At 39.4% G+C, this 26,518-nt stretch carries 22 protein-coding genes and 1 pseudogene; 7 read left to right on the plus strand and 16 right to left on the minus strand.

The features are described 5' to 3' along the window. The 8 genes from pnp to GZ996_RS06645 all read right to left on the minus strand — a co-directional run bounded on the left by pnp (position 1) and on the right by GZ996_RS06645 (position 8,409). Complete coding sequence (gene pnp, locus GZ996_RS06610) at positions 1–2,259, minus strand: polyribonucleotide nucleotidyltransferase (protein ID WP_162011642.1); 2,259 nt, start codon at positions 2,257–2,259, stop codon at positions 1–3. A gap of 303 nt (positions 2,260–2,562) precedes the next feature. Continuing rightward, entirely contained in the window at positions 2,563–2,928 is a 366-nt protein-coding gene (locus tag GZ996_RS06615; RefSeq protein ID WP_156806874.1) for an HIT family protein, read from the minus strand. Positions 2,929–2,945: 17 nt separating this feature from the next. Beyond that, the gene (locus GZ996_RS06620) at positions 2,946–3,185 is read right to left on the minus strand and encodes a GlsB/YeaQ/YmgE family stress response membrane protein (RefSeq protein ID WP_162011643.1); all 240 of its coding nucleotides are present in this window, start codon (positions 3,183–3,185) and stop codon (positions 2,946–2,948) included. Between the two features lie 186 nt (positions 3,186–3,371). Beyond that, positions 3,372–4,886, minus strand: a complete 1,515-nt coding sequence (locus tag GZ996_RS06625) for a prolyl oligopeptidase family serine peptidase (protein WP_162011644.1) — start codon at positions 4,884–4,886, stop codon at positions 3,372–3,374. Positions 4,887–4,963: 77 nt separating this feature from the next. After that, entirely contained in the window at positions 4,964–5,281 is a 318-nt protein-coding gene (locus GZ996_RS06630) for a PTS lactose/cellobiose transporter subunit IIA (RefSeq protein WP_121835022.1), read from the minus strand. Positions 5,282–5,290: 9 nt separating this feature from the next. Then, positions 5,291–5,593 (minus strand): PTS sugar transporter subunit IIB, encoded by a 303-nt coding sequence (locus GZ996_RS06635; RefSeq protein ID WP_121835021.1) that lies wholly within the window; start codon positions 5,591–5,593, stop codon positions 5,291–5,293. Between the two features lie 27 nt (positions 5,594–5,620). Beyond that, a complete protein-coding gene (locus GZ996_RS06640; protein WP_162011645.1) occupies positions 5,621–6,910 on the minus strand; it encodes a PTS sugar transporter subunit IIC in 1,290 nt (429 codons plus the stop codon). A gap of 14 nt (positions 6,911–6,924) precedes the next feature. Next, positions 6,925–8,409: a glycoside hydrolase family 1 protein gene (locus GZ996_RS06645; RefSeq protein ID WP_162011646.1), complete on the minus strand. Its 1,485-nt coding sequence runs from the start codon at positions 8,407–8,409 to the stop codon at positions 6,925–6,927. Between the two features lie 195 nt (positions 8,410–8,604). On the opposite strand from GZ996_RS06645, the gene GZ996_RS06650 reads away from it, so the two are divergent. Both GZ996_RS06650 and tnpA read left to right on the plus strand, forming a co-directional pair. Then, positions 8,605–9,504 (plus strand): alpha/beta hydrolase, encoded by a 900-nt coding sequence (locus GZ996_RS06650; RefSeq protein ID WP_162011647.1) that lies wholly within the window; start codon positions 8,605–8,607, stop codon positions 9,502–9,504. 715 nt (positions 9,505–10,219) lie between these two features. Continuing rightward, positions 10,220–10,684 (plus strand): IS200/IS605 family transposase, encoded by a 465-nt coding sequence (tnpA, locus tag GZ996_RS06655; protein WP_162011648.1) that lies wholly within the window; start codon positions 10,220–10,222, stop codon positions 10,682–10,684. A 142-nt stretch (positions 10,685–10,826) separates the two neighbouring features. On the opposite strand, the pseudogene GZ996_RS06660 reads toward tnpA, so the two are convergent. From GZ996_RS06660 to GZ996_RS06685, 6 genes and pseudogenes are all read right to left on the minus strand, one after another. Then, a pseudogene (locus GZ996_RS06660) lies at positions 10,827–11,723 on the minus strand (ROK family protein). A 57-nt stretch (positions 11,724–11,780) separates the two neighbouring features. Continuing rightward, positions 11,781–12,653, minus strand: a complete 873-nt coding sequence (locus GZ996_RS06665; protein ID WP_162011649.1) for an AraC family transcriptional regulator — start codon at positions 12,651–12,653, stop codon at positions 11,781–11,783. Between the two features lie 244 nt (positions 12,654–12,897). Beyond that, the gene (locus GZ996_RS06670) at positions 12,898–14,190 is read right to left on the minus strand and encodes an adenylosuccinate synthase (RefSeq protein WP_156806870.1); all 1,293 of its coding nucleotides are present in this window, start codon (positions 14,188–14,190) and stop codon (positions 12,898–12,900) included. Between the two features lie 450 nt (positions 14,191–14,640). Beyond that, a complete protein-coding gene (locus tag GZ996_RS06675) occupies positions 14,641–15,522 on the minus strand; it encodes a hypothetical protein (RefSeq protein WP_156806866.1) in 882 nt (293 codons plus the stop codon). Positions 15,523–15,524: 2 nt separating this feature from the next. Further along, complete coding sequence (locus GZ996_RS06680) at positions 15,525–16,292, minus strand: hypothetical protein (RefSeq protein WP_162011650.1); 768 nt, start codon at positions 16,290–16,292, stop codon at positions 15,525–15,527. Then, positions 16,289–17,092 (minus strand): hypothetical protein, encoded by an 804-nt coding sequence (locus GZ996_RS06685; RefSeq protein ID WP_162011651.1) that lies wholly within the window; start codon positions 17,090–17,092, stop codon positions 16,289–16,291. Before GZ996_RS06685 ends, GZ996_RS06680 begins: the two co-directional genes overlap by 4 nt. Before the next feature lie 127 nt (positions 17,093–17,219). Here GZ996_RS06685 and GZ996_RS06690 point away from each other — a divergent pair, with 127 nt between their 5' ends. The 4 genes from GZ996_RS06690 (at position 17,220) to dusB (ending at position 21,349) form a co-directional block, all read left to right on the plus strand. Next, positions 17,220–18,116 (plus strand): hypothetical protein, encoded by an 897-nt coding sequence (locus GZ996_RS06690; RefSeq protein WP_443255852.1) that lies wholly within the window; start codon positions 17,220–17,222, stop codon positions 18,114–18,116. A gap of 18 nt (positions 18,117–18,134) precedes the next feature. Further along, positions 18,135–19,409 (plus strand): toxic anion resistance protein, encoded by a 1,275-nt coding sequence (locus GZ996_RS06695; protein WP_161979109.1) that lies wholly within the window; start codon positions 18,135–18,137, stop codon positions 19,407–19,409. A 103-nt stretch (positions 19,410–19,512) separates the two neighbouring features. Further along, the gene (gene hslO / locus GZ996_RS06700) at positions 19,513–20,379 is read left to right on the plus strand and encodes an Hsp33 family molecular chaperone HslO (protein ID WP_156806857.1); all 867 of its coding nucleotides are present in this window, start codon (positions 19,513–19,515) and stop codon (positions 20,377–20,379) included. Then, entirely contained in the window at positions 20,372–21,349 is a 978-nt protein-coding gene (gene dusB / locus GZ996_RS06705; RefSeq protein WP_156806855.1) for a tRNA dihydrouridine synthase DusB, read from the plus strand. The genes hslO and dusB overlap by 8 nt, the downstream gene beginning before the upstream one ends. 1,045 nt (positions 21,350–22,394) lie before the next feature. Here the strand turns inward: dusB and GZ996_RS06710 are convergent. Beyond that, entirely contained in the window at positions 22,395–22,961 is a 567-nt protein-coding gene (locus GZ996_RS06710) for a TetR/AcrR family transcriptional regulator (RefSeq protein ID WP_162011652.1), read from the minus strand. A 417-nt stretch (positions 22,962–23,378) separates the two neighbouring features. On the opposite strand from GZ996_RS06710, the gene GZ996_RS06715 reads away from it, so the two are divergent. Beyond that, positions 23,379–23,990: a DUF6287 domain-containing protein gene (locus GZ996_RS06715; protein ID WP_162011653.1), complete on the plus strand. Its 612-nt coding sequence runs from the start codon at positions 23,379–23,381 to the stop codon at positions 23,988–23,990. 81 nt (positions 23,991–24,071) lie between these two features. Here the strand turns inward: GZ996_RS06715 and GZ996_RS06720 are convergent, their stop codons facing one another. Further along, the gene (locus GZ996_RS06720; RefSeq protein ID WP_162011654.1) at positions 24,072–26,516 is read right to left on the minus strand and encodes an ATP-dependent Clp protease ATP-binding subunit; all 2,445 of its coding nucleotides are present in this window, start codon (positions 26,514–26,516) and stop codon (positions 24,072–24,074) included. Positions 26,517–26,518: the final 2 nt, after the last annotated feature.

Raw genomic sequence — 26,518 nt, forward strand, 5'->3', positions numbered from 1 at the left:
TTAGTCTGCCTTTTCTTCTGTTGAACGAGATTTGGGTTCACGGAAATGTCCGCCTAATCCACCATTATGGTGTAGCTTGCGTTCTTCTTTCCCATTTCCATTGTGCTCTCGGTGACGAGGACGACCGGAACGCTCTTTTTTAGCTTCTTCAGTATAGCCTTCTGGTTTTGGCAGAAGAGCCTTCATAGAGGCATCAATACGGCCTTTTTCGTCAATTTTAATGATTTTAACATCAACTTCATCACCAATCTCTACCAAGTCTTCAACACGATTTGTTCGCGCCCAAGACATTTCTGAGATATGAACAAGCGCATCTGTTTTTTCAAAAAGATTAACAAAAGCACCGAATTTCTCAATACGAACTACTTTAGCATGATAAACTTCATCAATTTTGGCTTCACGTACCAGCCCTGCAATGATTTCTTTGGCACGGTTAATGGCTACTTGGTCAGATGAGAAGATAGATACCAAACCGTCTTCGTCAATGTCAATTTTAACACCTGTCTCGGCGATAATTTTATCAATGGTTTCCCCACCTTTACCGATGACAACTTTAATCTTATCAACATCAATTGTAATGGTATCAATTTTAGGCGCTGTTGGTGCTAATTCTGGACGAGGCTCAGCAATTGTCGCTTCAATCAAGTCAAGAATTTCAAAACGAGCTTTCTTAGCTTGGTCAAGGGCTTCTTCAAGGATTTGAGGCGTAATCCCTTCAATCTTAATATCCATTTGAAGCGCTGTAATACCGTCACGAGTACCCGCAACTTTGAAGTCCATGTCTCCGAAGTGATCTTCAAGACCTTGAATATCTGTCAAGACAGTATAATTTGTTCCATCTGAAATAAGCCCCATCGCAATACCGGCAACTGGTGCTTTGATTGGCACACCACCCGCCATAAGAGCAAGGGTACCTGCACAGATAGAAGCCTGTGACGATGAACCATTTGATTCAAGCACTTCTGCTACCAAACGAATAGCGTATGGGAATTCTTCAAGACTTGGCAAGACTTGTTCAAGTGCACGCTCACCAAGAGCACCGTGACCAATTTCACGACGACCAGCGGCACCATAACGGCCTGTTTCACCGACTGAGTATTGTGGGAAATTATAATGGTGAAGGAAACGTTTTTTGTACTCGTCATCTAAACCATCAATAATTTGTGTCTCACCCATCGGAGCAAGGGTCAATACTGACAAGGCTTGAGTCTGACCGCGTGTAAAGAGACCTGAACCATGCACTTTTGGTAGAAAATCAATCTCAGCATCCAAGGGACGGATTTCATCAACACGACGACCATCAGGACGGATTTTATCTTCTGTAATCAAACGACGGACTTCGGCATGCTCCATTTGTTCAAGAATCTCTGCCACATCACGCATGATACGAGCGTATTCTTCATGCTCTGCGTAGCGTTCTTCGTATTCAGCAGTCACGCGTTCTTTAACAGCTTCTGTTGCTGCTTCACGCGCCTTTTTCTCTTCAACTTGCACCGCTTGTTGCAAATCAGCATTGTACTTAGCGATGATTTCAGACTGCAATTCTGGATCAACATGAAGAAGTTCGACTTCAGCTTTTTCCTTCCCAACGGCTGCTACGATTTCTTCTTGAAAGGCAATCAATTCTTGAATGGCTTTGTGGCCAATCAGCAACGCTTCAAGCATAATATCTTCTGACAATTCTTTTGCACCAGACTCTACCATGTTGATGGCTTCTTTAGTACCAGCAACTGTCAATTCTAAGAGTGATGCTTCCTGTTGTGCCTTATTTGGATTGATGATAAATTCCCCATCAATATACCCAACCTGCACACCAGCAATTGGACCGTTAAACGGAATATCTGAGATTGATAAGGCTAATGAACTACCAAACATGGCTGCCATTGGAGCGCTAGCATTTTCATCATATGAAAGCACCGTATTAATCACTTGTACTTCATTACGAAAGCCTTCAGCGAACATTGGGCGAATGGGACGATCAATCAAACGAGCTGTCAAAGTCGCATCTGTTGACGGACGGCCCTCACGCTTCATCCAACCACCAGGGAATTTCCCAGCAGCATACATTTTTTCTTCGTAGTTCACTTGAAGAGGGAAAAAATCACCTGTTGCCATTTTTTTAGACATAACAACTGCCGTCAATACTGTTGATTCACCATAGCGGACAACTGTCGCACCATTAGCCTGCTTGGCAACTTGACCAATTTCAACCACAAGCGGACGACCCGCAAAAGTTGTTTGAAATACTTGTTTAGACATAAGATACAAAGAGTGTTAAAACCGCGATAGAAAAACAAGAAACTAACGATATGCATTCGCACACAAAAGTCTACCATTTTTCAACGCTTGTAGCCTGCGTTCAAGAACAGACAAACTAAACGGAACACAAGCTAGTAACACCCTCTCCTTTCTTTAAATAATATAGATTCGATACCTCTTGGCTACAAAGGTCAACCATTCCCTACTGACTCACCTTTGTATCAAGCACGTATCTGTTTCATTTTACCATAAAGCAATTTAAAAACCTAGCAGTTATCAACAACCACTAGGCAAAATCTCTTCTTAAAATAAGATTTTATCAAATGGGTGATTTTCAAGCGTCATGTTATCCCAAAACCCATCATTTTCATAACGAGGAATCAAGTGACTATGGAAATGCGTCCCCTCATCCATCAGACGTCCATTATTTGTCGCAAGAGTGACTCCTAAAATAGTAGAACTTCTTTCCATCTTTTCAATTAACTGAGTCTGAAAGGTAAGCATATCTAGCTTTTCATTAACTGATAACTCACTCAGTGACAGGAGATGTTGCTTAGCAATAACCAATAAATGCCCTTCTTGAATAGGATCAATGTCCCAGACTGCAAAAAAGTAATCTGACTCTGCAACCCAACTTTCCTTAGGCAAGTTACAAAAAATACAAGCCATATCTTTCTCCGAAATTATTAACGTCTGCCTCCAAAAAAGAAGTCAACAACAGCAATGACAATAATAGCACCTAAAATTGACGGCAACAAGGCCATTCCTGCAAAGGTTGGTCCCCAATGACCAAACAAGGATTGTCCAACTGATGAACCAATCCAGCCTGCAAACACCTTTGTAAAACACCCCATACGTTCCCCACGATTCGTGATAGAACCTGCAACTGCACCAATAAATAAACCAATAAGCATTGACCAAATCATAATAAAAGCTCTCCTATCCTCTTCTTGTTTTTATACATATTCTCTCTTTAGTATAGCATATCTTTTCATTTTTAGCTTCGGTCAATGAACCCGTTCTTATTTCAAGGGGCTTGAATCGTGCTTAGCAAAAAAATCTGAGAGTCTTAATCCCAGATTTTTATTGTTTTTCTTGAAAGAACGGAAGCGTTATTTTGTCTGAGCATTCATCCAATCAAAGATATTATCGTAAGTGGTACCATTTACGATAGCTTTATCACTTCCCCCTTTAGTGGCGTTGTCGGCTTTAAATCCAGAAGTCACATCTGCTGCGTTCTTAACTGTAACAACATCTTGCACACCTGTCACTTCATTATTGAAGAAGTAAATCCATGACCAGTGGCCCATGTATTCATTTCCTTCAATGTCTGCACCTTCTACAGTCTCATAGTAAGAGAACCATTTATTTTGTGCACCGCTTTTCACCATCGCTTGATAGGTTGGTAGAGTATAAGTCGCTGGTTTAACCGTGTCGTCATTTTGAGCGGTCACAAACCACATCGGAAGGTCCTTAATCTTGTTCAATTTATCCTCGGTAAAGTAAGGCGTGTCTTTTTGAACCGCTACACCGACAGGATTTTCCTCGCTGGCTTGGCGCACATAGGTCCCATCTGGATTTTTCTCAAATTCATAGTAGGAATAGGCCTCAGCAATTGGATAGGCTGCTGCGAAATAATCTGGGTAGTGAATGGCCATATTCATCGTCATGTATCCACCGTTTGAGCAACCTCCAAGATAGATACGATTGGTATCAATATCTGGATTGCTCTTGACATAGGCATCAATCGTATCCATCAGGGCCTCGGTATAGCGAGACACACCCGCTCCAGCTCCATTTGTGCCATCCCCTTCGTCCATCCAATAGGTTGGGGTTTGAACTGCTAGGACATAGGCACCCTTCTCTTTGGCATTTCCAGTGGCTGTATAGTGAGACTGTATCTCTTCACGCGCCAAGGCAACCACTTCATTGCCAAGTAGAGTAATATCGGTATCCGTTCCCCCTTCACCTTGACCATGCAGCCAAATCACAAGAGGGCTCTTAGCATTACTTTCTTTCAAATGTTCTGGCTCAAAGGCGGCGTAGTGAAGCGTCACTTCTTCGTCTTTCCCAGTTAGAGGATTGCGATAGTTGCCCGTCGTCTTGTCGCGAACGTTGAAAACAGTGGTTTCAGGAATCACACGACTGTTGATGGCATCCGCTTCAACAGATAAGTCATTATCGCCAATAGTCAGACCTGTGACTTTTACGGGGTACTCTGCTGCCCACTCATTCATCATATTGGTAAAATTAAAGACAAACGGAGAGGCATTATCCTCAGCCATAAAAGTGTAAGTCACTTCCAAATCAAGAGTAACATATTGACTAGCTCCCTTGACTTTTTCCCCGTTGGCATCTGAGAGATAGGCGTCCTTGATGTTCCGTTTCACACCTGCTGTGACTGCCTCTAACTTATCTGTCGATAAGCTCTCTACTTCTTGATTGAGTTCTAGCACAAGGCGTGATACCGACGGTCCCCATTCGTAACCTGTTACACCAATATTCACTTGATTAATCGCTAGTTTTTCTTGTGTCTTTGTCACATTCTCATTTCCTCCTTTACTACAAGCTGCCAACGAAATTCCTGCTAACGCTAGGAGAACATATTTACCAATACGCATTTTCATATCCTAACTCCTTGAACAATCCTATAAAAGGCTATTTCAATCTGATTACTGTCAAATGAAATAGCCTCGTTTTCTCATTATCCTAACTTACTAAATCGGTCATAGACATCAATAAATTCTTGTGCAATGACTTTAAAACCTTCTGCACTCATGAGTTGATCTTCTGCGTGCATCAGAAGAAGCTTAAGGTCAACTTGCTCTTGGTTCGCCTCTTTTTGAATCAAGGAGGCGTGGGCATGATGACCTTCATTGAACTCACGATCACCTGCTTTAATAAGAGCTTCTGCTTCTTCAAAATTCCCCGCTTTAGCTGCTTGAATAGCTTCAATGTACGATGAGCGAGCAGAGCCTACAGAAGCAATAATTTGAAATGCGATTAATTCAATTCCTTCCATACAAGCCTCCTAATCTCCCAAAAGGGTTTTAACGTGCTCTACAATCTTTTGCCCATTCATTGTACCGTAGGCTTGAATATCCATAGCTTCAACAGGCTTGTCTGGGAAAAGTCCCTTTACTTTGTTAAGGTTGAAACGAATTTGTGGTCCTAATAAGATAACGTCTGCCTCTTTTCCCTTTTCATCAACAACTGAGACAGGGTGAGCTTCTACTGAAATTTCATAATTAATACTTTCAGCATACTCACGCATTTTATTCATCAAAAGTGAGGTTGACATACCCGCAGCACAAACTAATAATACATTTCTCATATTTCATTCCTTTCGTTTTTAACATGACTAAGCAGCTTGTTCTTCTTTAAGTGCTTGATTATCCGCAATTCTGAAGAATGGGTACCAAACAAACATTTGAACAAAGATAACAGCAATAATTGATACGCCAAGTTTCCAACCACCTGTGATAAATGGACCGATAAATGGAGGCATTACCCAAGGTAGTGAAATTGTTGGATTAAAGGCTGAGCCGACACCAAAGAATTCAAGAGCAACGTAACCCATAAGGCCACCCACTAGACTTGATAGAATCATTGGGATGAAGAAAATTGGGTTAAGCATGATTGGCATCCCAAAAATCATAGGCTCATTGATATTGAAAATATTTGGCACAACAGCGATGTTTCTAAAGACTTTATACCGCTCTGATTTCGCAGTGTACATTGAAAATGCAAGTGAGAGGGTACTTCCTGTACCACCAATGTAACAGAAACCATAAAGCAATGAGAAGGTCAAGAATGGGAGTTCAGCTGATGGAGTTCCTGCTAAGAATGCTTCCGTATTAGCTGTCCCTGCTGACATCAATACTGGGATATAGACACTCAAGATTGGCGCTGGGTGGATACCAAAGAACCAGCAAAGATTCATGAAGCAGTGGAAAGCAATCAATGACCATGGATTTGCACCAAAAAGCATAACAGGTTTTGCAACCACATTACTCACCAAATCAAAGATATTTACATAAGGGGTCAACCCTGCTAGGTATCGTACAACAAAGACACCTGCAAAAAGAATCATCGCCACAAAGGTTGGACTAAGCGATTCTGAAACATTCGGTGGTACTGATGATGGCAATTTCAATTTGATGTTTTGTTTCATCAATTTAGAATAGCTCATCCCAATAATAATGGCAGTAATCATTCCGACGAAAATCCCATTACTACCAAGATTTGTTTGGAGAAGACCCGCTACTGTTTGCTCTCCTAGGGAGATATTTTGCGGTTGAAGAACAATGAATGCCGCTAATGCAAGAACAGCCGCTGTCAAACCATTTTCCTTTTCATTTTTAGCATAATGATAAGCAATGGTCGGTACGATATAGATAGCCAGTAGGCTAGAGGTTCCAGCTACAATATCAAGCATGTGCTGCCCCATACCAGTGGTCGTCAAAAAATCTTGCCAAATTCCGATAGGTAAATTCCCCAAAATCGCAAATGCTGCCACCCCTAGCGTGATTGGCATAGACGACATCATCCCTGCTGTTAAAGCAGAAATAATCTTACTCTCACTTAACTTCTGAGCAAAAGGGCCCATGATTTTTTCAAGCCCTGATTGCATTGACTCCATGAATGACATGTTATGTCCTCCTTTTAATCTAAATCAGCACCATTTGACTGAATAACTTTTTGATACCAATAAAAACTATCCTTACGGCGGCGAACGAGACTTCCCTCACCATCATCATTACGATCAACATAGATCATACCGTAACGCTTGCGCATTTCTCCTGTGCCACAGCTTACAAGGTCAATACATCCCCAAGGAGTATAGCCGATAAGGTCTACCCCATCAAGATTAATGGCATCTGCCATTGCTTCAATATGACCTTTCATATAGGCGATTCGATAATCGTCGTGAATACTTCCATCTTCTTCTAGCACATCTTCGTAGCCAAGACCATTTTCAACAATCCAAAGTGGCAACTCGTAACGTTCCCAAAGTGTATTAAGGGCAATACGTAAGCCAATCGGATCAATTTGCCAACCCCATGCATTAGCTTCGAGGTAAGGATTTTTAACCCCCGCCATGAAGTTTCCACCTTGCTCCGCTGCTTTAGCCGAACTAGCTACGTGAGTCGAGTAATACGAGAATCCAATGAAGGCAACCGTACCATCTGCCAAGATTTCCAAATCTCCTTCTTCCATTACAACTTGGATACCTTTACGCTCATATTCTTTTAATTTATAAGCTGGATATTTTCCACGACATTGAACATCAGTATAAAAGTGTCCCCAGTGAGAACCTTCCATCACCATGAGTTGGTCTTTAGGATTACAAGTCTCACCGTAGGTAATACCATAAGCAACCATCATACCAACCTTAGCTTCTGGCGATAATTCTCGTGCTAACTGAACAGCCTTAGCACTGGCAACAAATTGATGGTGAGCTGCCTGAGCTTTACTTTGCTCGTCAGATTTGACAAGGCCACCACCCATATAAGGAGCTGCTGCCATGATATTGATTTCATTGAAAGTCATCCAATACTTCACTTTGTCCCGATATTCTGTAAATAATACACGACAAAGATTTAAGTAGAAACCGATCACACGACGATCTAACCAGCCACCATATTTATTGGTCAAAGCTAGCGGTGTTTCATAGTGAGAAATAGTCACCAAGGGTTCAATACTGTACTTCAAACACTCATCGAAAACAGCATGATAAAAATCAATCCCAGCTTGATTTGGCTCTGCATCATCTCCATTTGGGAAAATACGTGCCCAGTTAATGGACAAACGGAAGCATTTGTACCCTTGTTCTGCAAACAAAGCAATGTCTTCCTTATAGTGATGATAGAAATCTGTTGCGATATGAGAAGGATAGTACTCGCCTTCAATAATATCAAGGACCGCTCCATCAGGTAATTCCAAATCAGCACCAAAGCCCATTCCCGTTGAACCAGTCTCACCTGTCTCAGGAATACGCCACGTCAATCGTCTCGCCACGGTATGGCTACCATTCGTAAGAGCATCACTGGTATTTAATCCTTTACCATCCTCACGATAACCACCTTCATACTGGTTGGCTGCTGTTGCACCGCCCCATAAAAAATTTTCAGGAAAGGTATGTGTCATTTCAACTTCCTCCGTCTTATGATAGTTCAAGTATAGCGCTTACATTTTTGTTTTATAAGTCTTCTATTAACCAAAAAATGGCGCTCTTTGATATTTTTTGTATCAACTAACGCCTCTTTTTTATCAAAAATCACAATCAGTATCGTCTGACAATCTTCTATAATTGAGGTATCTTTATTGACAAGGAGGTTTACCATGAGTAACCGAGATGACATTATTGCTTTAGCAAAACAACTACGCGACTTGTTCCAAAAAGGAGATGAAAAACGAGACCAGGGATTACCAACTACTATTCCAGAAGTGCAACGCTTTGACAATCTCCAATATGGATTTGACCCTAAATGGCATTTACTGGACATTTATCGCCCTAAAAAACAGACAGGGAAACTTCCTGTTATTATCAATATTCACGGAGGTGGGTGGGTATATGGGACTAAAGAAACCTACCAATTTTATGGTATGAGCCTTGCCAAAGAGGACTTTGCTTTTATTAATATTACCTATCGTTTAGCCCCAGAAGTTGTCTTTCCAACTGAATTAGACGATATCAATCTTGCCATTCATTGGTTAAGCGAAAATGCCGAACGCTATCAGCTTGACCTCACTAATGTCTTTATCGTCGGAGATAGTGCAGGCGGACAAATGGCTCTTCAGTATATTGCTATTCTGACAAATGAGAAATTCCGTAACTTGTTTAAATATGAGAAACCAAATCTTACTCTGAGGGCAGCAGCCATCAATTGCGGTGGCAGTTTCCTCTACCTTCCCGGTGCGATTTCAGGAGCAACGGAAGCTTACTTTACAAATGAAAGCCTTGCTAAACATGGGGAATTGCTCCGCACCGAAGAATACCTCACCACTGCTTGTCCCCCATTATTTATTATGACGGCATCTGATGATTTTCTTCGGGATAATTCTACTAGATTAGACGGTTACCTCATCGCAAAAGGAATTGAACACGAATTTCACATTTATGGAACACCCGATAACCCAAAACACCATGTTTTTCACTGTAATATCAGAGATGAAATGGCAAATCAATGTAATCAGGATGAGTTAAATTTCTTTAGGCGCTATCTTGTAAAAACAGAGTAAATCTAACTGCATCTCAATATATAGGCCTAGATCCTATTTGCACCTGTAAGTTTTTGATTTTCATACTTATTCAAAATCAAAATTAGCAGTTTAAGTAAAATCAAGAACCAATAAATGGCTTGATTTACCAGGGCTTCTTTCGCCATGGCGGTATTCTTATTAGTGAAACTGTCCAGTGGACAGTTTTAGCCCAAGCTCAGAAATAAAAGAGCGAGGGGAATTGGTTTGATAAGAACGGGCTTTTTGGGAGAACTACAGAAATTGAGAATCAATTTCGTAGTAGTTCCCCCGCAAGGATGATTAGGTTGGACGCTGTCGAGTCGTCGACAAGTGCAGCCAATCATCTACCGCGATAGAGATAGGCTCAAATCTAGCAATGAAACTCCGTAGGAGGTTGTGATACTGACTTCGTCAGCTTCATTTCCCACCTCAAAAGGTCTCCCAAACCTTTTGAGCGTCCACACCACATTAGGAGAAGTGCTAACAAAAATACTAAATAAAAACTAATTGACTTTATCAGATGTTCCAAATAAAGACCTCCATCATAGCGGAGGTCTTCTTTATAATTATGTGACTTTAAGTCTGTTTCGCTCCGTAGGTGCGAAACAAATAAACCACCCGCTATGCGGGTGCGCATCGTTGGTTATACCAAAAAAACTCCAAACGCGATACAATAAAGGTGTTCAAGCCTGAAGTAAAGCGAAAGGAGCAATATATGGCACAAAAGGCACGTAGTTTATCACACACAAAGTGGATGTGTAAATACCACATTGTGTTTACACCTAAGTATAGACGAAAAGTAATCTATAATCAATATCGAAGCAGTCTAGGCGAAATATTTCGACGTTTATGTAGTTATAAAGGAGTCGAAATAATAGAAGGACATTTAATGCCAGATCATGTTCATATGCTAGTTAGTATTCCCCCAAGAATCAGCGTTTCAAGTTTCATGGGCTACTTAAAAGGTAAAAGTGCTCTGATGATGTTTGACAAACACGCTAATCTCAAATACAAGTTTGGGAATCGCCATTTTTGGGCAGAGGGTTATTATATGAGCACAGTTGGACTGAATGAAGCGACTATTAAAAAATATATCCAAGAACAAGAAAAACATGATATTGCTCTGGATAAATTGAGCGTAAAAGAATACGAAGATCCCTTTAGGGATGATGGCAAGTAATACCAGCGCCTCTTTAAGAGGCAAGTGACGAGTCAAAAGCGATTAGGCTTGAACAAAGTGAAAGCCAGCGTCTTTAGGCGCTGGCTGGTGATGTGGGCTTATAGCCCCTGTTCAAACCACCCGTTTGACGGGTGGTCATGATTTATTTAACTGACAAAAGGTGAAAGAGGGCACCATATAAATTAGCATCATTAGTAAACTTAGCTGCTACAATATCTACTTTCGGTACATTTAACTTCATCACCGGATTTGTTTCTAGGAAACTGTCAAACTGATAACGAATCTCATCAACCAAGATAGCTTGAGAACTGATTCCCCCTCCAATAGCGTAGGTAGTTAGATCAAAAAAGGCTTGTAGATTCAAAATAAGATAGGCAATCTGACGACAATAATTCTGAAAGAGTGGATAGGCAACTTCATCTCTATTATTGATTGCCTCAAATGCCAATAAACCGTCCGTCACATCCTCCTGCCCTAGCGCCTCATTCACTTGGCTAATCATTCTCACAGCTGAACCACTATAACCTACCATCTTGTCAAAGCCATCTTTACTAGCATCTAAGATAGACAAACTTAATTCTCCAGATTGGAAATGTGGGCCTAGGCGCAATTTACCATCAAGAATGATACCGCCTCAAACGCCTGTACCAAGCACAATGACAGCACCATCTTGACTTCCCTTAAGACTCCCTTTCCAAAGTTCTGCAAGAGCTGCTGCTTTAGCATCATTTTGCACGCTAACAGGAATCTGGTATTTTTCAGTCATAATATCAACAATTCTCAACCCATCTAGGTATTGAAGAGCACCGCCAAAATAGATAACACCTTCTGCCGTGTCAACCTTTCCTGGCACACTAAACGCTATTCCTGAAAGCTCTTCTGTGCAATCATTCACAATACCATAAATGCTATTCAAAAAATCTTCAACTTGATTTTGAGGTGTCGGAATGTGTCCACGCTTTGTTTGCTCACCATCCTCTGTCATGATGGCATACTTAATGTGAGTACCTCCGACATCAATTGTTAAATAATAAGCCATAATTTCCTCCTTTATCTCAATTGACTATACCATAAGTCATTTAAACTTTGACTTGTTTCATTTAGCAGATTTTGGGCTCTGATTGATATGTTGCTTTCTTAGTTCTCGAGATGAAAGACCATAAACTTTTTGCAATGCTCGATCCATCGTTCTAAGCCCACTAAAACCACACTCTTGCGCAATCTGAGTTGCTGTTTTCTTAGTTTTCAACAATAATGGCTTCGCGTGCTTTGCCCTTATATAATTCAAATATTGAAATACAGTAATTGCCATCTGCTCCTTAAAAAAACGTGATAGGTGTTCCTTGGATAAATAGCAATGCTCCGCAACATCATCTAAGGTAATCTCTGCCCTGTAATTTTCCTCTAAAAAACTTTTAATGTTGCTTAATCGTTCTTTTTGCTTATCATCATTCCTATCTGACAGAGATAAGTGCCTCTTGACCAAAAAATGTTTGAGTAGAAGTTCCAAAATTTCTAAAATCAAGATTGATTTCCGTAAAGTATCTTTCCCATGATAGCAATCCGCAAGGGCATTCAATTTTTCTTGTAGTTGGCAATAAGCCTCGTAACGGCAATCTTTTTCACCAGAAAAATCGTTAATAAGAATCTTATAGTCACTAATATCTGGTTGATACATTTTTAATAGATTATACGGAAAAATAATGGAAATCGCCCGAGATTCACCATCTGGCGAACTATAGGTTCTGATACTATGAACTTCCATCGTATTAACCACCAAAATCGTCCCTGGCTCAGTCATATATGGAGTGTTAGCAATAAAAAAATTAGCAATATGCCCACTTATCGTATAACTTAATTCGACAGACGAATGCCAGTGAGGCTCAATAAAGGTAGATTGATTCTCTTCGTGCAAATAAACCCAAGCCGGTAAGTTATTTGTAGGCACAACTAATTCATGTTTCGACATTCTCTTCTCCTATCTGACTAGTATATTAAGCAAACGCTTTCTATGTTAGTTAACCTTATTATACTTCCTTATCTCTCCATTGACAATCTTATTCTAGAGAGCAAAAAAAATAGCCCTATCGACGATAGAGCCATTTTTAGGAGATTTAATATGAAAAAGAAAATTGATGGGTTTCCTATTTCTAGGATAAGAATAGTATAACCCACCAATGTTAAGATAATATAAAGCTTATCTTAATTTTTCCTTAAATATTCGCCCAAACTGACTCAAGGATGTTGGTTTGTTCACGACCTGGTCCTACTGAGAAAGTAGAGATACGAACACCTACCAACTCACCGATACGGCGCACATAGTTGCGGGCATTTTCAGGAAGTTCATCAAGGCTACGAACACCTGTAATATCTTCTTCCCAACCTGGAAGTTCTTCATAGATTGGTTTGCAACGTTTCAATTGCTCCAAGCTTGCTGGATAGTGGTCAATGCGCTCACCATCAAGATCGTAAGCCACACAGATTTTCACGGTTTCAAGACCTGACAAGACATCGATTGAGTTAAGTGACAAGTTTGTGATACCTGACACACGACGGCTATGGCGCATCACCACTGAGTCAAACCAACCCACACGGCGTGGACGACCTGTTGTTGTGCCGTACTCATGACCGATTTCACGAATGCGTTCACCAATCTCATCAAAGAGTTCTGTTGGGAATGGGCCGTCACCAACACGGCTAGTGTAAGCTTTACATACCCCAACAACCTTGTTGATTTTGCTTGGACCAACACCAGAACCAATCGTTACACCTCCTGCAACTGGGTTTGACGAGGTAACAAATGGGTAAGTCCCTTGGTCAATATCAAGCATAACCCCTTGCGCACCTTCAAAGAGAACACGTTTTCCAGCATCAAGGGCATCGTTTAAGATTACAGAAGTATCTGTTACGTATTGTTTAATTTGTTGACCATACTCATAGTACTCTTCAAAAATCTCGTCAAATTCAAGCGGTGTGCTGTCATACATTTTCTCGAAAAGACGATTTTTCTCAGCAAGATTTGTTTTCAAACGCTCAGCAAAAATCTCTTTATCAAGCAAATCTGCAATGCGGATACCAACACGCGCAGCCTTATCCATATAAGCTGGGCCAATCCCTTTGATGGTTGTACCAATCTTGTTATCCCCCTTAGCATCTTCTTGAAGTTGGTCCAACTTGATGTGGTATGGCAAAATGACATGGGCACGGTCAGAAATACGAAGATTGTCTGTCGTCACTCCTTCATCGTGAAGATAGTTAATTTCTTTTACTAGAGATTTCGGATTTACGACAACACCGTTACCGATAACTGAGATTTTTTCTGGGAAGAAAATGCCCGATGGGATCAAGTGCAATTTAAACTTTTTGCCGTCAATGACAATGGTATGTCCAGCATTATCGCCACCTTGGTAACGTGCAATCACTTCTGCATCTTGACTGAGAAAGTCAGTGATTTTCCCCTTACCTTCATCACCCCATTGGGTACCAACAACTACTACTGATGTCATAACTAAGATACCTAGGACATTAGGTGCTCCCTAACTTTAGAGTCTACCCATTGTCCAATTCCTTTCAGACTTAAAACTTATGGCAGGAATTTCACCTGCAAGTTTACATATTACATCTCATTATAGCAAAAAACAGACGTTCATTCAAGAAACAGATAATTTTAAAGCAAAAACCAATAAACCCACTGTAAGTTACTTTATAGATATACAATAACCGAACTTTTACTTTTTAAAAACCGTTTGGTTGATATAGTTTCCACTTTTATTAAGAGAGAAAGAAAATCTTCTAAATCAAGCTTTGAATAGTCCAAAAATAAGGTATTCTCCGTTTCGGAAATCACATATAGAGCCTTACGTGGAGAACTAAACTTTTCAACAAGATATTCTACCACTGTCCCGCCTTCACTTCTAACAATGTCATACTTATCTAAACTATCAATAGCTTTTGAATCAATCCGTCACTTCCTCCGTGAGTGATTCACTAACTTTAGAGGAAACTCTATAAGTTCCATCCTCTTGTTTTTCCAACCTAATGAAAACATTTTTATTGTCTCTATAATATTCTGTTCGATAAACTAACGAGAGTTCAACGTATTTCAAAGTTCCACTATGATAGCCACTGATAGTAGATTCTTGAGGAAGCCCACCAATTTTAATAACATCCTCATAAGTTGCACCACCTGCCCCTGTATCAGCACTTCCTACAACAAGCTCTGAAAAATTTTCAGCTGTCCAAGAAAGATCTTCCGATGCTTTTTGGATTTGAAATTGGTCATCCGTCATATTATACGTGTTTTTTCCTTTTAAATAGTAGTCATCACCATTTTTATAAAAGGTTAAACTAACTTGTCGTCTATCTTCATAGATATCATAATCATAACATTTATAATCAATAGCTACAGTCTGTTCATCATAAATTAATCTAGCACTTGAGGGATTGCCAAATTTCTCGATAATACTTGACAAACTATCTCCTGTAGCCGTTTGCTTATCGCCTACAACCAATCCTTCATAATCAGTCAAGGTCCAATTAAAAGCAAAATCTTCCTTGCTAGCCACTAAACGGCGTGTAAAAGCATTTTGCAAGTTATCATCATCTTCTTGATAGATACTGATTTCTGATTTCTCTGACCAATCAAAACGATTTAAATTCGATTTCACCGACCAAATCCCACCACCTATTAAAAGAGCAACCCCTAAAAGCAAAGCCCCCTGCTGCACGGACCGCTTACCTTTTAAAAACTCTTGATAAGTTCGTTTTGACTCTTTATCTAGTTCGTTTCTGATAACTTCAAGTTCATGATATCGATTATTTTTCTTTTTTATCGCCATAGTTAATCTCTAAACACTCCATCTTTGGTCACTAGTCGCAATCCCTTATCATCCGTATTTGTAAAGGTCAATGATACTGAGTTAATTGTTGAGGTTGGATCATTATCCTCTTGATAAAAAAGGGTTAGCTGATGAAATTCATTAAATTCAGTTTGAAAAATATCCGTTACTGGACCATATTGGGCCAAAATCTCTTTAGGCGTCTGATTTAACGAGAGATTATCAACTTCCTCTTTCGTCCATTTAAATGAAAAATTCTCTGCTGTCGCGATAGGATAAGTATCATCCTTAAGATTCGTATAACTCTTCTGATAGAGACGATAAGCGCCCTCTATAGCCATGAAATACAGATCAACCTTACGATAATCTTCTGGATGGCTATAATGAGCAACAACAATGCTCCTTCCTTGATAGTCCTCAGAGGTGTCATAATTATCTGCTCTACCATGCTGTTTTGTCACTGCTTCTAAACTCGTTGAATCAGCATAGTCCTCGGCCACTTTAAGGTCACGATAATTAGCTACTGTCCAGTCAAAAACTTCTTTTTTCTTAAATCCTTTGATGTGCGAAGCATAATCCGCTCTCTGGATAGACCAAGCTTTATCTCCTTTTTGGTTCATTCCTCCCAAGAGATATCCTATTATTATGAAGAGCATTAAGGCTACTATTCTTATTACAAACTTCCATATCTGTGATACTGGATTATCTAAATCCTTAATTGCCTCATCAATCCCATCAATGATTATCGGGTCCTGTTCTCTTTTTGTCATTCTGCTTTCACCCTAAATTCTCCATCTTTTCGAGACAACCTAAAATCACCTGTTTCGTCTAATCTTAAAAAATCAAAATTCACATAATTTTTACCCTCAAAATCTGAATAATTCAGCGTTAGCGTCAGCTCATCATTGATACCGATACTGTAAATACTACTAGGCGGCCCAAATTGTTTTAGAAACTCTTCAATCTTAACGCCACCAACACCCGAGCCTTCTTCTCCGACCTTGACTGAGTCAAACTCCTCAGCAGTCCAAAAATGCGTCACTTCTCCAACCGTATCTTCATAAGGTATACCATCTAAATCAGTAAAAAACTTATAAGTTAACGTAAATTCTCCATCAAAATCGTTAAAAACCAATACAACATGACTATAACTATCTCCCGTTCCTATCATAGTTCCATAGCTCAATTGCAAAGATTCTTTACTGTCATCTAATGAAATCATTTCCACCCCAGAAGGATTACCAAATTTTTCCAGCACCTCATCAAGACTTGTTTCGGATACCTTCTGATCGTCCCAATCAAGCTTGACAAAGTCATCATAAGTCCAGGCGAATTTTTGTTTATTTCCCTTTGTAATAGAAATATTACGAGCGTATTCCGATAAGGTATCATAACGTTTGATATCTCTAAAGAAAAAGATATACATCACTGCTCCGACTATCATCAAAGGCAAAAAAATACGAAGATAAGTCCATATTGTTCGTAACCGTATTCCTCCCCTTCTTGTATGCTCTACTATGTCCTCAATTTCTTGAACAATTGTTTCAAATTCATCCCGATTTTTAGCCATAATAGCCTCCTCTATTATTATTCATTATAACACACTTTTATCATTCATATACAAGTCACAAAAGTGAGCTAAACCCTCTCTAACTAGCCTTAAAATCTTCTATTCTTTTTTAATTACTCACATTTACTTGCCCCTAATTATTCCAAAATATGATAAAATAAAATTATCTATCATCCCTAATCAGAAAGGATTAGTTATGCCTTCTCAAACACCTCGAAAACCTATAGGTTGGGGCCCGATTATCGGTCTAATAGTTGTTTTTGCTATATTTTCAGAAGATTTGATACCTCTTCTACTATTTCTAGGTGCCGGATACGGGGTGTATTACTCCGTTACTCGTAAATCAGCATTAGAAAATAAAAATACCGCCTTGCGTTTGCAAGATCTCAAAGAGACAATCTCACAGTGCGATCGTCAAATTAAATTACTCGAAAGTTATCTTGATGACAAAAATTTCACTCAATACAGTATTCTAGCCAAACAAATTCTTCCAAATCTAGCCACCATTAAAAGTGAAACTGACGCTTTAAAGAGCAAAATAGATTTAAATATCTACAAACGTATCATGAAACGTGCTGGAAATGAAGAAGATAAAATTAATATCCAATTAAGAGCTCTCAATATCTCAACGGACACTTCTTCTACATCTGAACAAGAAGTGGATATCCTGACACGTGCACCAGAAATCGTAACTACTTATCAGAATATCCAACGAGACCACATGGAAATTCTTGAAAAATTAAAGAACGCTGAAAACGCTTCAGAGCTAAAAGCACTTCATGATATCAACATGCAACGATTCAAGGATATTTTGGACGGTTATCTAAAAATCAAAGAAACTCCTAAAAATTATTATAACGCAGATGAACGTTTAGCTCAGGCCAAAACGGCGCTGGAAAAATTTGATAAAAATCTTGACGAAACTCTTCGTCAGCTCAATGAAAGCCAGCTTAGTGATTTTGAAATCAGTCTCAGAATGATGGAAGAAAAAACACAATCCCATAGTTCTGATACTTACTCATAATGAAGAGAGGTACCTAGCATGTCTAACACTTTTAACTTTGACATTGACTCTATTGCTAACAATGCACTCACCAAAACTGATAAAACCACCCAAATTATCGAAGCAGCATCAACTACTACTGGACAAATGGCTTTTTTAGAAAAACTGACGCCTGAACAACAATCAGCTATCCAATCCAAAACTCCTGCCCTAGTTGATAGTTTCATAGCCGACCAAAACACCTTACTTGATTTTGGAACCAGTGCTGTTGAAAATGTCAATGCAACCGTTAACCATATCTTAACTGAGCAGAAAAAATTAGAAATTCCACAGGTTGATGAACTCTTACTCAATGCCAACCGTGAGTTAAATGGTTTTGTTACTAAATATAAAGACGTTAAACCAGCTGAATTAGAAAAAAAAGATAATTTCTTCAGCAAGTGGTTTAAACAAAGTAAAAATACTCTACAAGACTTCTACTTTGATTCTAAATCCTTAGAAGAAAAATTGGACGGTATGGTCGTAACAGTTGTCAAGCAAGAAGATACCCTAGCTCGTAACATTGTTTCTGCCGAAAAACTCATCGAAGATAATACAAAATCTATCGAAAATTTAGTTGGCGTAATTGCCTTCATCGAATCCACTCAAATGGAGTCTGCTAACCGCGCTAGTCGCCTTCAAAATGAAATTGCGACTTTGGATAGCACAACCCCAGAATATCAAATAAAAAGTAATGACCTCGCTCGCATGACAGAAGTTATTAACACCCTTGAGCAACAACATACTGAATACGTCAGCCGACTCTACGTTGCTTGGACAACTACTCCACAGATGCGTAACCTTGTTAAGGTTTCCTCAGATATGCGCCAAAAATTAGGCATGTTACGCCGTAACACGATTCCTACAATGAAGCTCTCTATTGCCCAACTTGGTATGCTTCAACAATCTATCAAGTCAGGCGCTACTGCGGATGCTCTCATCAATGCTAACAACGCTGCGCTTCAAATGCTTGCTGAAACAAGTAAAGAAGCCATCCCATCAGTCGAACGTGCTGCTCAAAGTCCTACCGTTTCGATACAATCCGTTACAGCATTAGCAGAAAGCCTCGTAGCTCAAAACAATGGTATTATCGCAGCAATCGAAAACGGCCGACATCAACGTGCACAATTAGAAACGGCAATTGTCAAATCTGCTGAAACCATCAACGATTCTGTCAAACTCCGTGATGAAAAAATTGTTCAAGCCATTCTCAATGAAGGAAAACAAGTCCAAGAGGAAGTTGAAAAACCAATTGAGGAAGTAACCTCAGAATAATTTCAAAATATCATTTTTCCACTCTAACATTAGCACCATCTCCCACTGAAACGAGGCTCAACAAGGCCTCGTTTTCCATTCTTTGTGGTATAATGGAAACATTATGGATAAACTTATAAAATCAATTTCAACATCTGGTGCTTTCCGTGCCTATGTCCTTGACAGCACAGAAACGGTTAGAACCGCTCAAGAAAAACATCAAACCCTCTCGTCTTCTACGGTCGCACTCGGTCGTACTCTGATTGCTAATCAAATCTTAGCAGCCAACCAAAAAGGCGACAGCAAAATCACTATCAAAGTTATCGGTGACAGTTCCTTTGGCCATATCATTTCAGTTGCTGATACAAAAGGACACGTCAAAGGCTACATCCAAAATACTGGTGTCGATATCAAAAAGACTGCTACTGGTGAAGTTCTAGTCGGTCCTTTCATGGGGAATGGCCATTTTGTCACCATCATCGACTACGGAACAGGAAATCCTTATACCTCTACAACTCCTTTAATTTCGGGAGAAATTGGTGAAGATTTAGCTTACTATATGACCGAATCAGAACAAACTCCATCTGCTGTAGGTCTTAATGTCCTTTTAGACGAAAACGATAAGGTTAAAGTTGCTGGAGGCTTTATGGTACAGGTTTTACCAGGTGCTTCTGAGGAAGAAATTTCTCGATACGAAAAACGTCTTCAAGAAATGCCTGCTATCTCTAGTTTGCTTGACTCTGAAAATCATACAAATGCTCTTCTTACAGCCATTTACGGCGACGATGCGTTTAAAGTTCTTTCAGAAGAAGCTATCGGATTTGCCTGTGATTGTTCTCACGAACGTTTTGAATCTGCTTTGATTACTCTTGGAAAAGCAGAGCTAAAAGCTATGGCTAAAGAAGACCACGGAGCTGAAATCACTTGTCAATTCTGTGGCAGTCACTACCATTTCACCGAAAATGATTTAGAGGAGCTTATCAATGACTAAACTCAGTTCATCCTTTATGATTGGAAATGTTGACATTCCACACCGCACTGTTCTAGCTCCAATGGCAGGAGTTACTAACTCTGCCTTTCGTACCATCGCTAAAGAATTTGGTGCAGGTCTCGTTGTTATGGAAATGATTTCCGAAAAAGGACTTCTTTACAACAACGAAAAGACCCTCCACATGCTCCACATTGATGAAAATGAACATCCAATGTCCATTCAACTATTCGGTGGAGACGCAGAAGGTCTAAAGCGCGCAGCTGATTTCATTCAAAATAATACTAAAGCTGATATCGTTGATATCAATATGGGTTGCCCCGTTAATAAGGTTGTTAAAAATGAAGCTGGCGCTAAATGGCTAAAAGACCCGGACAAGATTTACCACATCGTCAAAGAAGTAACCTCTGTTCTTGATATCCCATTGACTGTCAAAATGCGCACAGGTTGGTCTGATAGCTCTCTAGCAGTTGAAAATGCTCTTGCTGCAGAATCAGCTGGTGTTTCTGCTCTTGCCATGCATGGCCGTACCCGTGAGCAAATGTACACTGGTACCTGTGACCACGAAACTCTTGCCCGTGTTGCCAAAGCCATTACAAAAATTCCATTCATTGGAAATGGTGATGTTAGAAGCGTCCATGATGCGAAATATATGATTGAAGAAATCGGAGTTGATGCGGTGATGATTGGACGCGCAGCTCTTAACAATCCACATCTCTTTACTCAGATTAATCACTTCTTTGAAACAGGTGAAGAACTACCTGATCTTCCATTTACCAAAAAATTAGACATCGCAGAAGAACACCTTCGTCGTCTCGTTAACCTTAAAGGTGAGAAAGTAGCTGTCCGTGAATTCCGTGGACTTGCGCCTTACTATCTCCGTGGTACTTCTGGCGCTGCTAAAGTTCGTTCAGCTGTTGCCAAAGCTGAAACTTTCTCAGAAGTCCAAGGGCATTTGGATACCTTGAGATGATTTCCAATTTGCTCACAACACAACAGCATGATAAATAAGAGAGGCTGGGTAAGACTTCAATGATAACTTACCTAGCCTTTGTCATATAATTCTTCAAAAATAGATTTAAACTCATCTGCCAAGCTTCTGAATCTTACTTCCCCATATAATGATAAACACTCGCTTTAATGGTATTGATAAAAGGTAATAAAACGATTACATTAGTTAATAAAACAACTGATAACACCATTTTTGAAACTATCTTTGTAAAACACTTATATTCTCCTTTTTAACAGAACAATTACCTTTCAATATTCTTCTTTTGATCTATCAGATAATCAGTTAAAAGTATCATCCCATAAAAAATACCTTTTTATTATAATTAAAAAGTAACTACTCACAGCCAATGAAAAATATTCCTATAATTTTCCCAAAGAACTACAATCCCCTGAACTCCTTTCTAAAAAGTTATCTTATTTTTTGATACCCTCACTATACACCTAATTTTCTAAAAATAATTATATTTTTACAACATTTTTATGATACAACAAAAGAGTTGATTACCTTTAATCAAGCATGCAATCTAACACTTTAGAATGAGAGTAGGACAAAACCTGGACACTGAAACCAAAAACGAGAGTGAGACAAAAATCGTTAAATCGTCACAAAATGACAATGTCGATTGTCCTCGCTCTCTAGTTTATATGCTTAGGCTGAAACTGTCCACTCCCACATCCGCAAAGCTCCAAAGGTCTAGGAGGTCTGGGAGACCTTTGGAGGTTGGAAATAAGATGAAGAAAGTTCATCACATTCGTATAGGATGGCCGCTAACGATTGCGTGGTACTACGAATGAGTGAGAATAATCCAATAGATTATTTTAAAATAAAGAAGTGTCCAGTTGCAGACTTCCAATCAACCACTGCGTTAATCTGTTATTACCATTAAAAATAGAAGGTTGGGATATTTATGTCCCAACCTCGTTTTTAGATACAATTTATTAGAAAATCAGATTGAATAGTATTATTTTTCTAACCTAAAAATCATTTTATCCCAAACTCCTGATATTTACAAATACTTTTCTTTCAAAGCTATCATAGTTGTTTCAATAACAGCTAAATTCTGGTTGACTTTGAGAAGAACAATAGCTCCTTGGATAGTTACAATAATCTGCTGAGCTTCTTGGAGGCATTTTTTCTTTGACCAGTTTGGATGACTGTCATCCAAAACATCTGACAACTTGCTCTGCCATTCTTCCATAAAACCTTGAAGCAGTAAACGAAATTCCTCATCCTGTGTTGAAAGCTCCACAATGAGGTTACCTACTGGACAGCCATAAAAAATGTCTCCGTCTTGACTTAAATGAAAATCGTAGACCCAATCTAACATGGCTGAAAGTTTATCTGAAGACGATTTTTCTGATTGGAAAATCCCTTGAAACAATTCTATCCGCCATTGATCTAAAAGCAGTTTAGTTGCGACTACGCCCAACTCCTTCTTTGATGAAAAATAATGATACAGCTGACCTTTCCCTACACCAGATGCAGTTATAATGTCACTGATTGATGTGGCAACATAGCCTTTGAAATATATAAGCTCTTGTGCCTTTAATATAATCATATCTCTTACTGCCATATCAAGTCCTTTCAAGCTAGTTTCATAAGTGTAAGGAGGGGAGGGGAAATGAAATGTTTTGATTCCTAAATCACATTTTTTACACGTCACTAGAAGCTAATCATTATAATTGTACCAATTGGTAAAGAAATGTCAAGTCTGTCAAATAACTTATGGTATACATATAAGGAATAAGCCTGCGCTATTTTCTAAAGACACATGATTTTGATATACCATTAGCCAACTGATGTAATACCATCTTCAAGTTAATCCTACTAAGAATAGTCTTTCAAGTCATAATCATTTGTCATGAAAGCATCTGACTAAAACAACTAAATACCAAATAAATATTTCAATAAAGTGACATCTTTTGTTGATTTTGAAATATTTTTGTAACATAATGTAATCAAAACAACACAATAACCAAGGAGTATCCTTATGAAAATCAGCCCAAAAGCAACTACTATTGTCCTCCTAACTAGTCTCTTCCTCTTAGGAGCTTGTGGAAAAAAGAAGAGTGAATCTGCCAATAACCAGTACACTGTTCAAAGCAGCAAAGTCGCTACTAAAAAATCTGAAAAATCTTCTTCAACTGCTAAAAGCTCCTCAAAAGCAACTGAGGGAAGCCCAGAAAACACTTTAGCTAGTAGCTTTAGCAATGCAGAAACGCAAGCAACTACCAGCCAGTCTCAGATTGTAAAACCAGCTAATACTAGCTCTTCTATTGATGTTGATGCCCTTATCAATGATGACTTGACAACCATCGTAGGGGATTGGTCTAATGACCTAGGGGAAACGATTACCATCAATCCAGATCGACAAGTAACAAGTACACATCGAACAGCAACACTCCAAATCTCTCCAGGGGAAGCCCGTGACAATTGTTACTTCTCAGGTATTGGAGATCCTACACAATTAGTCGGAGGAGCCGGTTTTATCGTTATTCCAGCTGAAGTTCCAAACCCACATTTTGGAGATGTCACCGATTTTGATCGTATCCTTATTGGACAATCTGTCGCTGCTGATGAACACCCATTTACACGAAATTAAGCAGTAAAATGAAAAGCATAAAATCTCAATTTCTATAAAATATTAAAACCGCTAAGATGAACTCCTAGCGGTTTTATTTGCTTATACAATCTCAAACTTTAATTTACCTTTAGACAAACCAACCTTCAAGGTTTGTCCTTGGACTAGCTCATCAGCTAAGATCAGTTCTGATAACTTATCTTCAACTTCTGTTTGGATAGTTCGACGAAGTGGACGAGCACCCATTTCAATATCATAGCCATCTTGTGCCAAATATTTGAGGGCTGCAGGCTGAAATTTTAGGGTGATACCCTTATTCGCCAAAACTTTCACAAGAGGTTGCACCATAATCGTTACAATCTCACGCATATGCGCTTCATCAAGGCTGTGGAAAACAACTTTCTCATCAATACGGTTGATAAACTCTGGACGATAAGCTTTCTTCAATTCTTCAAGAATCCGTTTTTCCATTGCCTGATGATTGTGAGAGATAGCTTGAGCTCCAAATCCAACTGTCTTATCATCACGTAATGCAGTAGCTCCAAGATTTGAGGTCATGATGATAATGGTATTTGAAAAATCAACCTTGCGGCCACGACTATCTGTCAAGACACCGTCATCGAGAACCTGTAAAAGCACATTGAAGATATCTGGGTGGGCTTTTTCAACCTCATCAAACAATAACACTGAATAAGGTTTGTTGCGAACTTTCTCAGTTAATTCACCACCCTCATCGTAACCAACATAACCAGGAGGGGCACCATTAAGACGACTCGCCGCAAATTTTTCCATATATTCTGACATGTCAAAACGAATGAGTGCCGATTCATCATTAAACAACACTTCTGCTAACGCTTTGGCTAATTCCGTCTTACCAACTCCAGTTGGTCCTAAGAACATGAAAGAGCCGATTGGACGTTTACCTGTACGAATCCCCGACTGATTACGACGAATAGCACGGCTAATAGCAGACACTGCCGCATCTTGTCCAACCACACGTTTATGGAGCTCTGTCTCCAAGTTCAAGTATTTCTTACTATCTGCTTGGCTTAATTTTTCCACAGGAATACCTGATAAACGGCTAAGAGTCGTTAAAATGTGTTCTTCTGTTACTGAAATTGCTGGACGAACATCATTTTTTTGCGATTCTTTCAATAATTGACCAACGCGTTTTAAATCACCAGTAAGAAGAGCTTCGTCAATTGGGTTAAGAGTCTCTTGGACTTCTTTTTTAGTCATAATCTGAACAGTGGCGCTAGCCTCATCAAGCAAATCAATCGCCGAATCTGGTAACTGCTTACTGGTTAAATAACGATGCGCAGCTTTAACCGCAGTGACAATAGCTTCATCAGAAATAGAAACATGGTGAAAAGTTTCATAACTTGGTCTAAGTCCCTTTAAAATAGCTACTGCATCAGCTTGACTCGGCTCTTCAATCACAACTTTAGCAAAGCGTCGTGAAAGGGCTGCATCTTTTTCTAGATGTTTCTGATACTCAGACTGAGTAGTGGCTCCAACCATGTGAAGAGTTCCGCGTGAAAGGGCAGGTTTTAAGATATTGGCTGCATCAAGCGTTCCATCAACACCACTACCAGTTCCCATTATCGTATGCAATTCATCAATAAAGAGGATGATTTTACCATCTGTTTCAATGTCTTCGATAATCTGATTCATGCGCTCTTCAAAGTCACCTCTGAAGCGTGTTCCTGCAACAACAGACATCATATCAAGCTCTAAAACTCTCATTTCTTGAAGCTCATATGGAATCTTACCGGTAGCGATTCGTTGCGCAAGCCCGTAAGCTAGAGCTGTTTTTCCGACGCCGGCATCACCAACTAAAACAGGATTATTTTTAGTCTTACGGCTCAGTACCTGAATCATACGAGTGATTTCTTTATCACGTCCAATAACAGGATCTAAAAGCCCTTGTTCTGCCATTGCTGACAAATCTCGCGTAAAATCAGACAATTCTCCTGCAGTTGAAGGTGGCTTCATCATGTCAGAGAAGCTACCGCCTGCTTTAATCTTTTTAGGTTTTCTAAGTCCATGGATAGCTTTTAAATCCTCTTTAGAGATTCCAGCATGACGTTCTAACGTTTTCCTGAGGTCAATCAAACGAAGCGAATTGCCATCATCCTTCACTTTAAATCCAGCTAATTCTAAAATACGGGTTGCTAACAAATCCACATTAACCAAAATCGCAAAAAGAACATGCTCTGTTCCAACTTCATCATTGTTCATGACTTTGGAAATAGCAGAAGCGTACTCTAGAACTTCTCTCAAAGCTTTGGAAGTCGGACGAAGAAGATCACTCCTTTTTATATTATCCTGCGGAGCTTTTCCTATAGCCAAAATAGCTGCCGCTTCATACTCTTCTAAGGAAATTTCTCCCTCATACTCTGCAAAACTTAATCCTGCAACTGAGTCATGCAACATAACCATCCCTAGAAGTACATGCCAGGTCTCCAAATAAGCACTATTATAACGGGCAGCCTGCTCCTGACCTAGGCGGAGAGCTTCCTTCATTTTTAACGAATATTCAACCATAC

It is taken from the genome of Streptococcus sp. S784/96/1 (assembly GCF_902729355.1).
Taxonomy (GTDB): domain Bacteria; phylum Bacillota; class Bacilli; order Lactobacillales; family Streptococcaceae; genus Streptococcus; species Streptococcus caledonicus.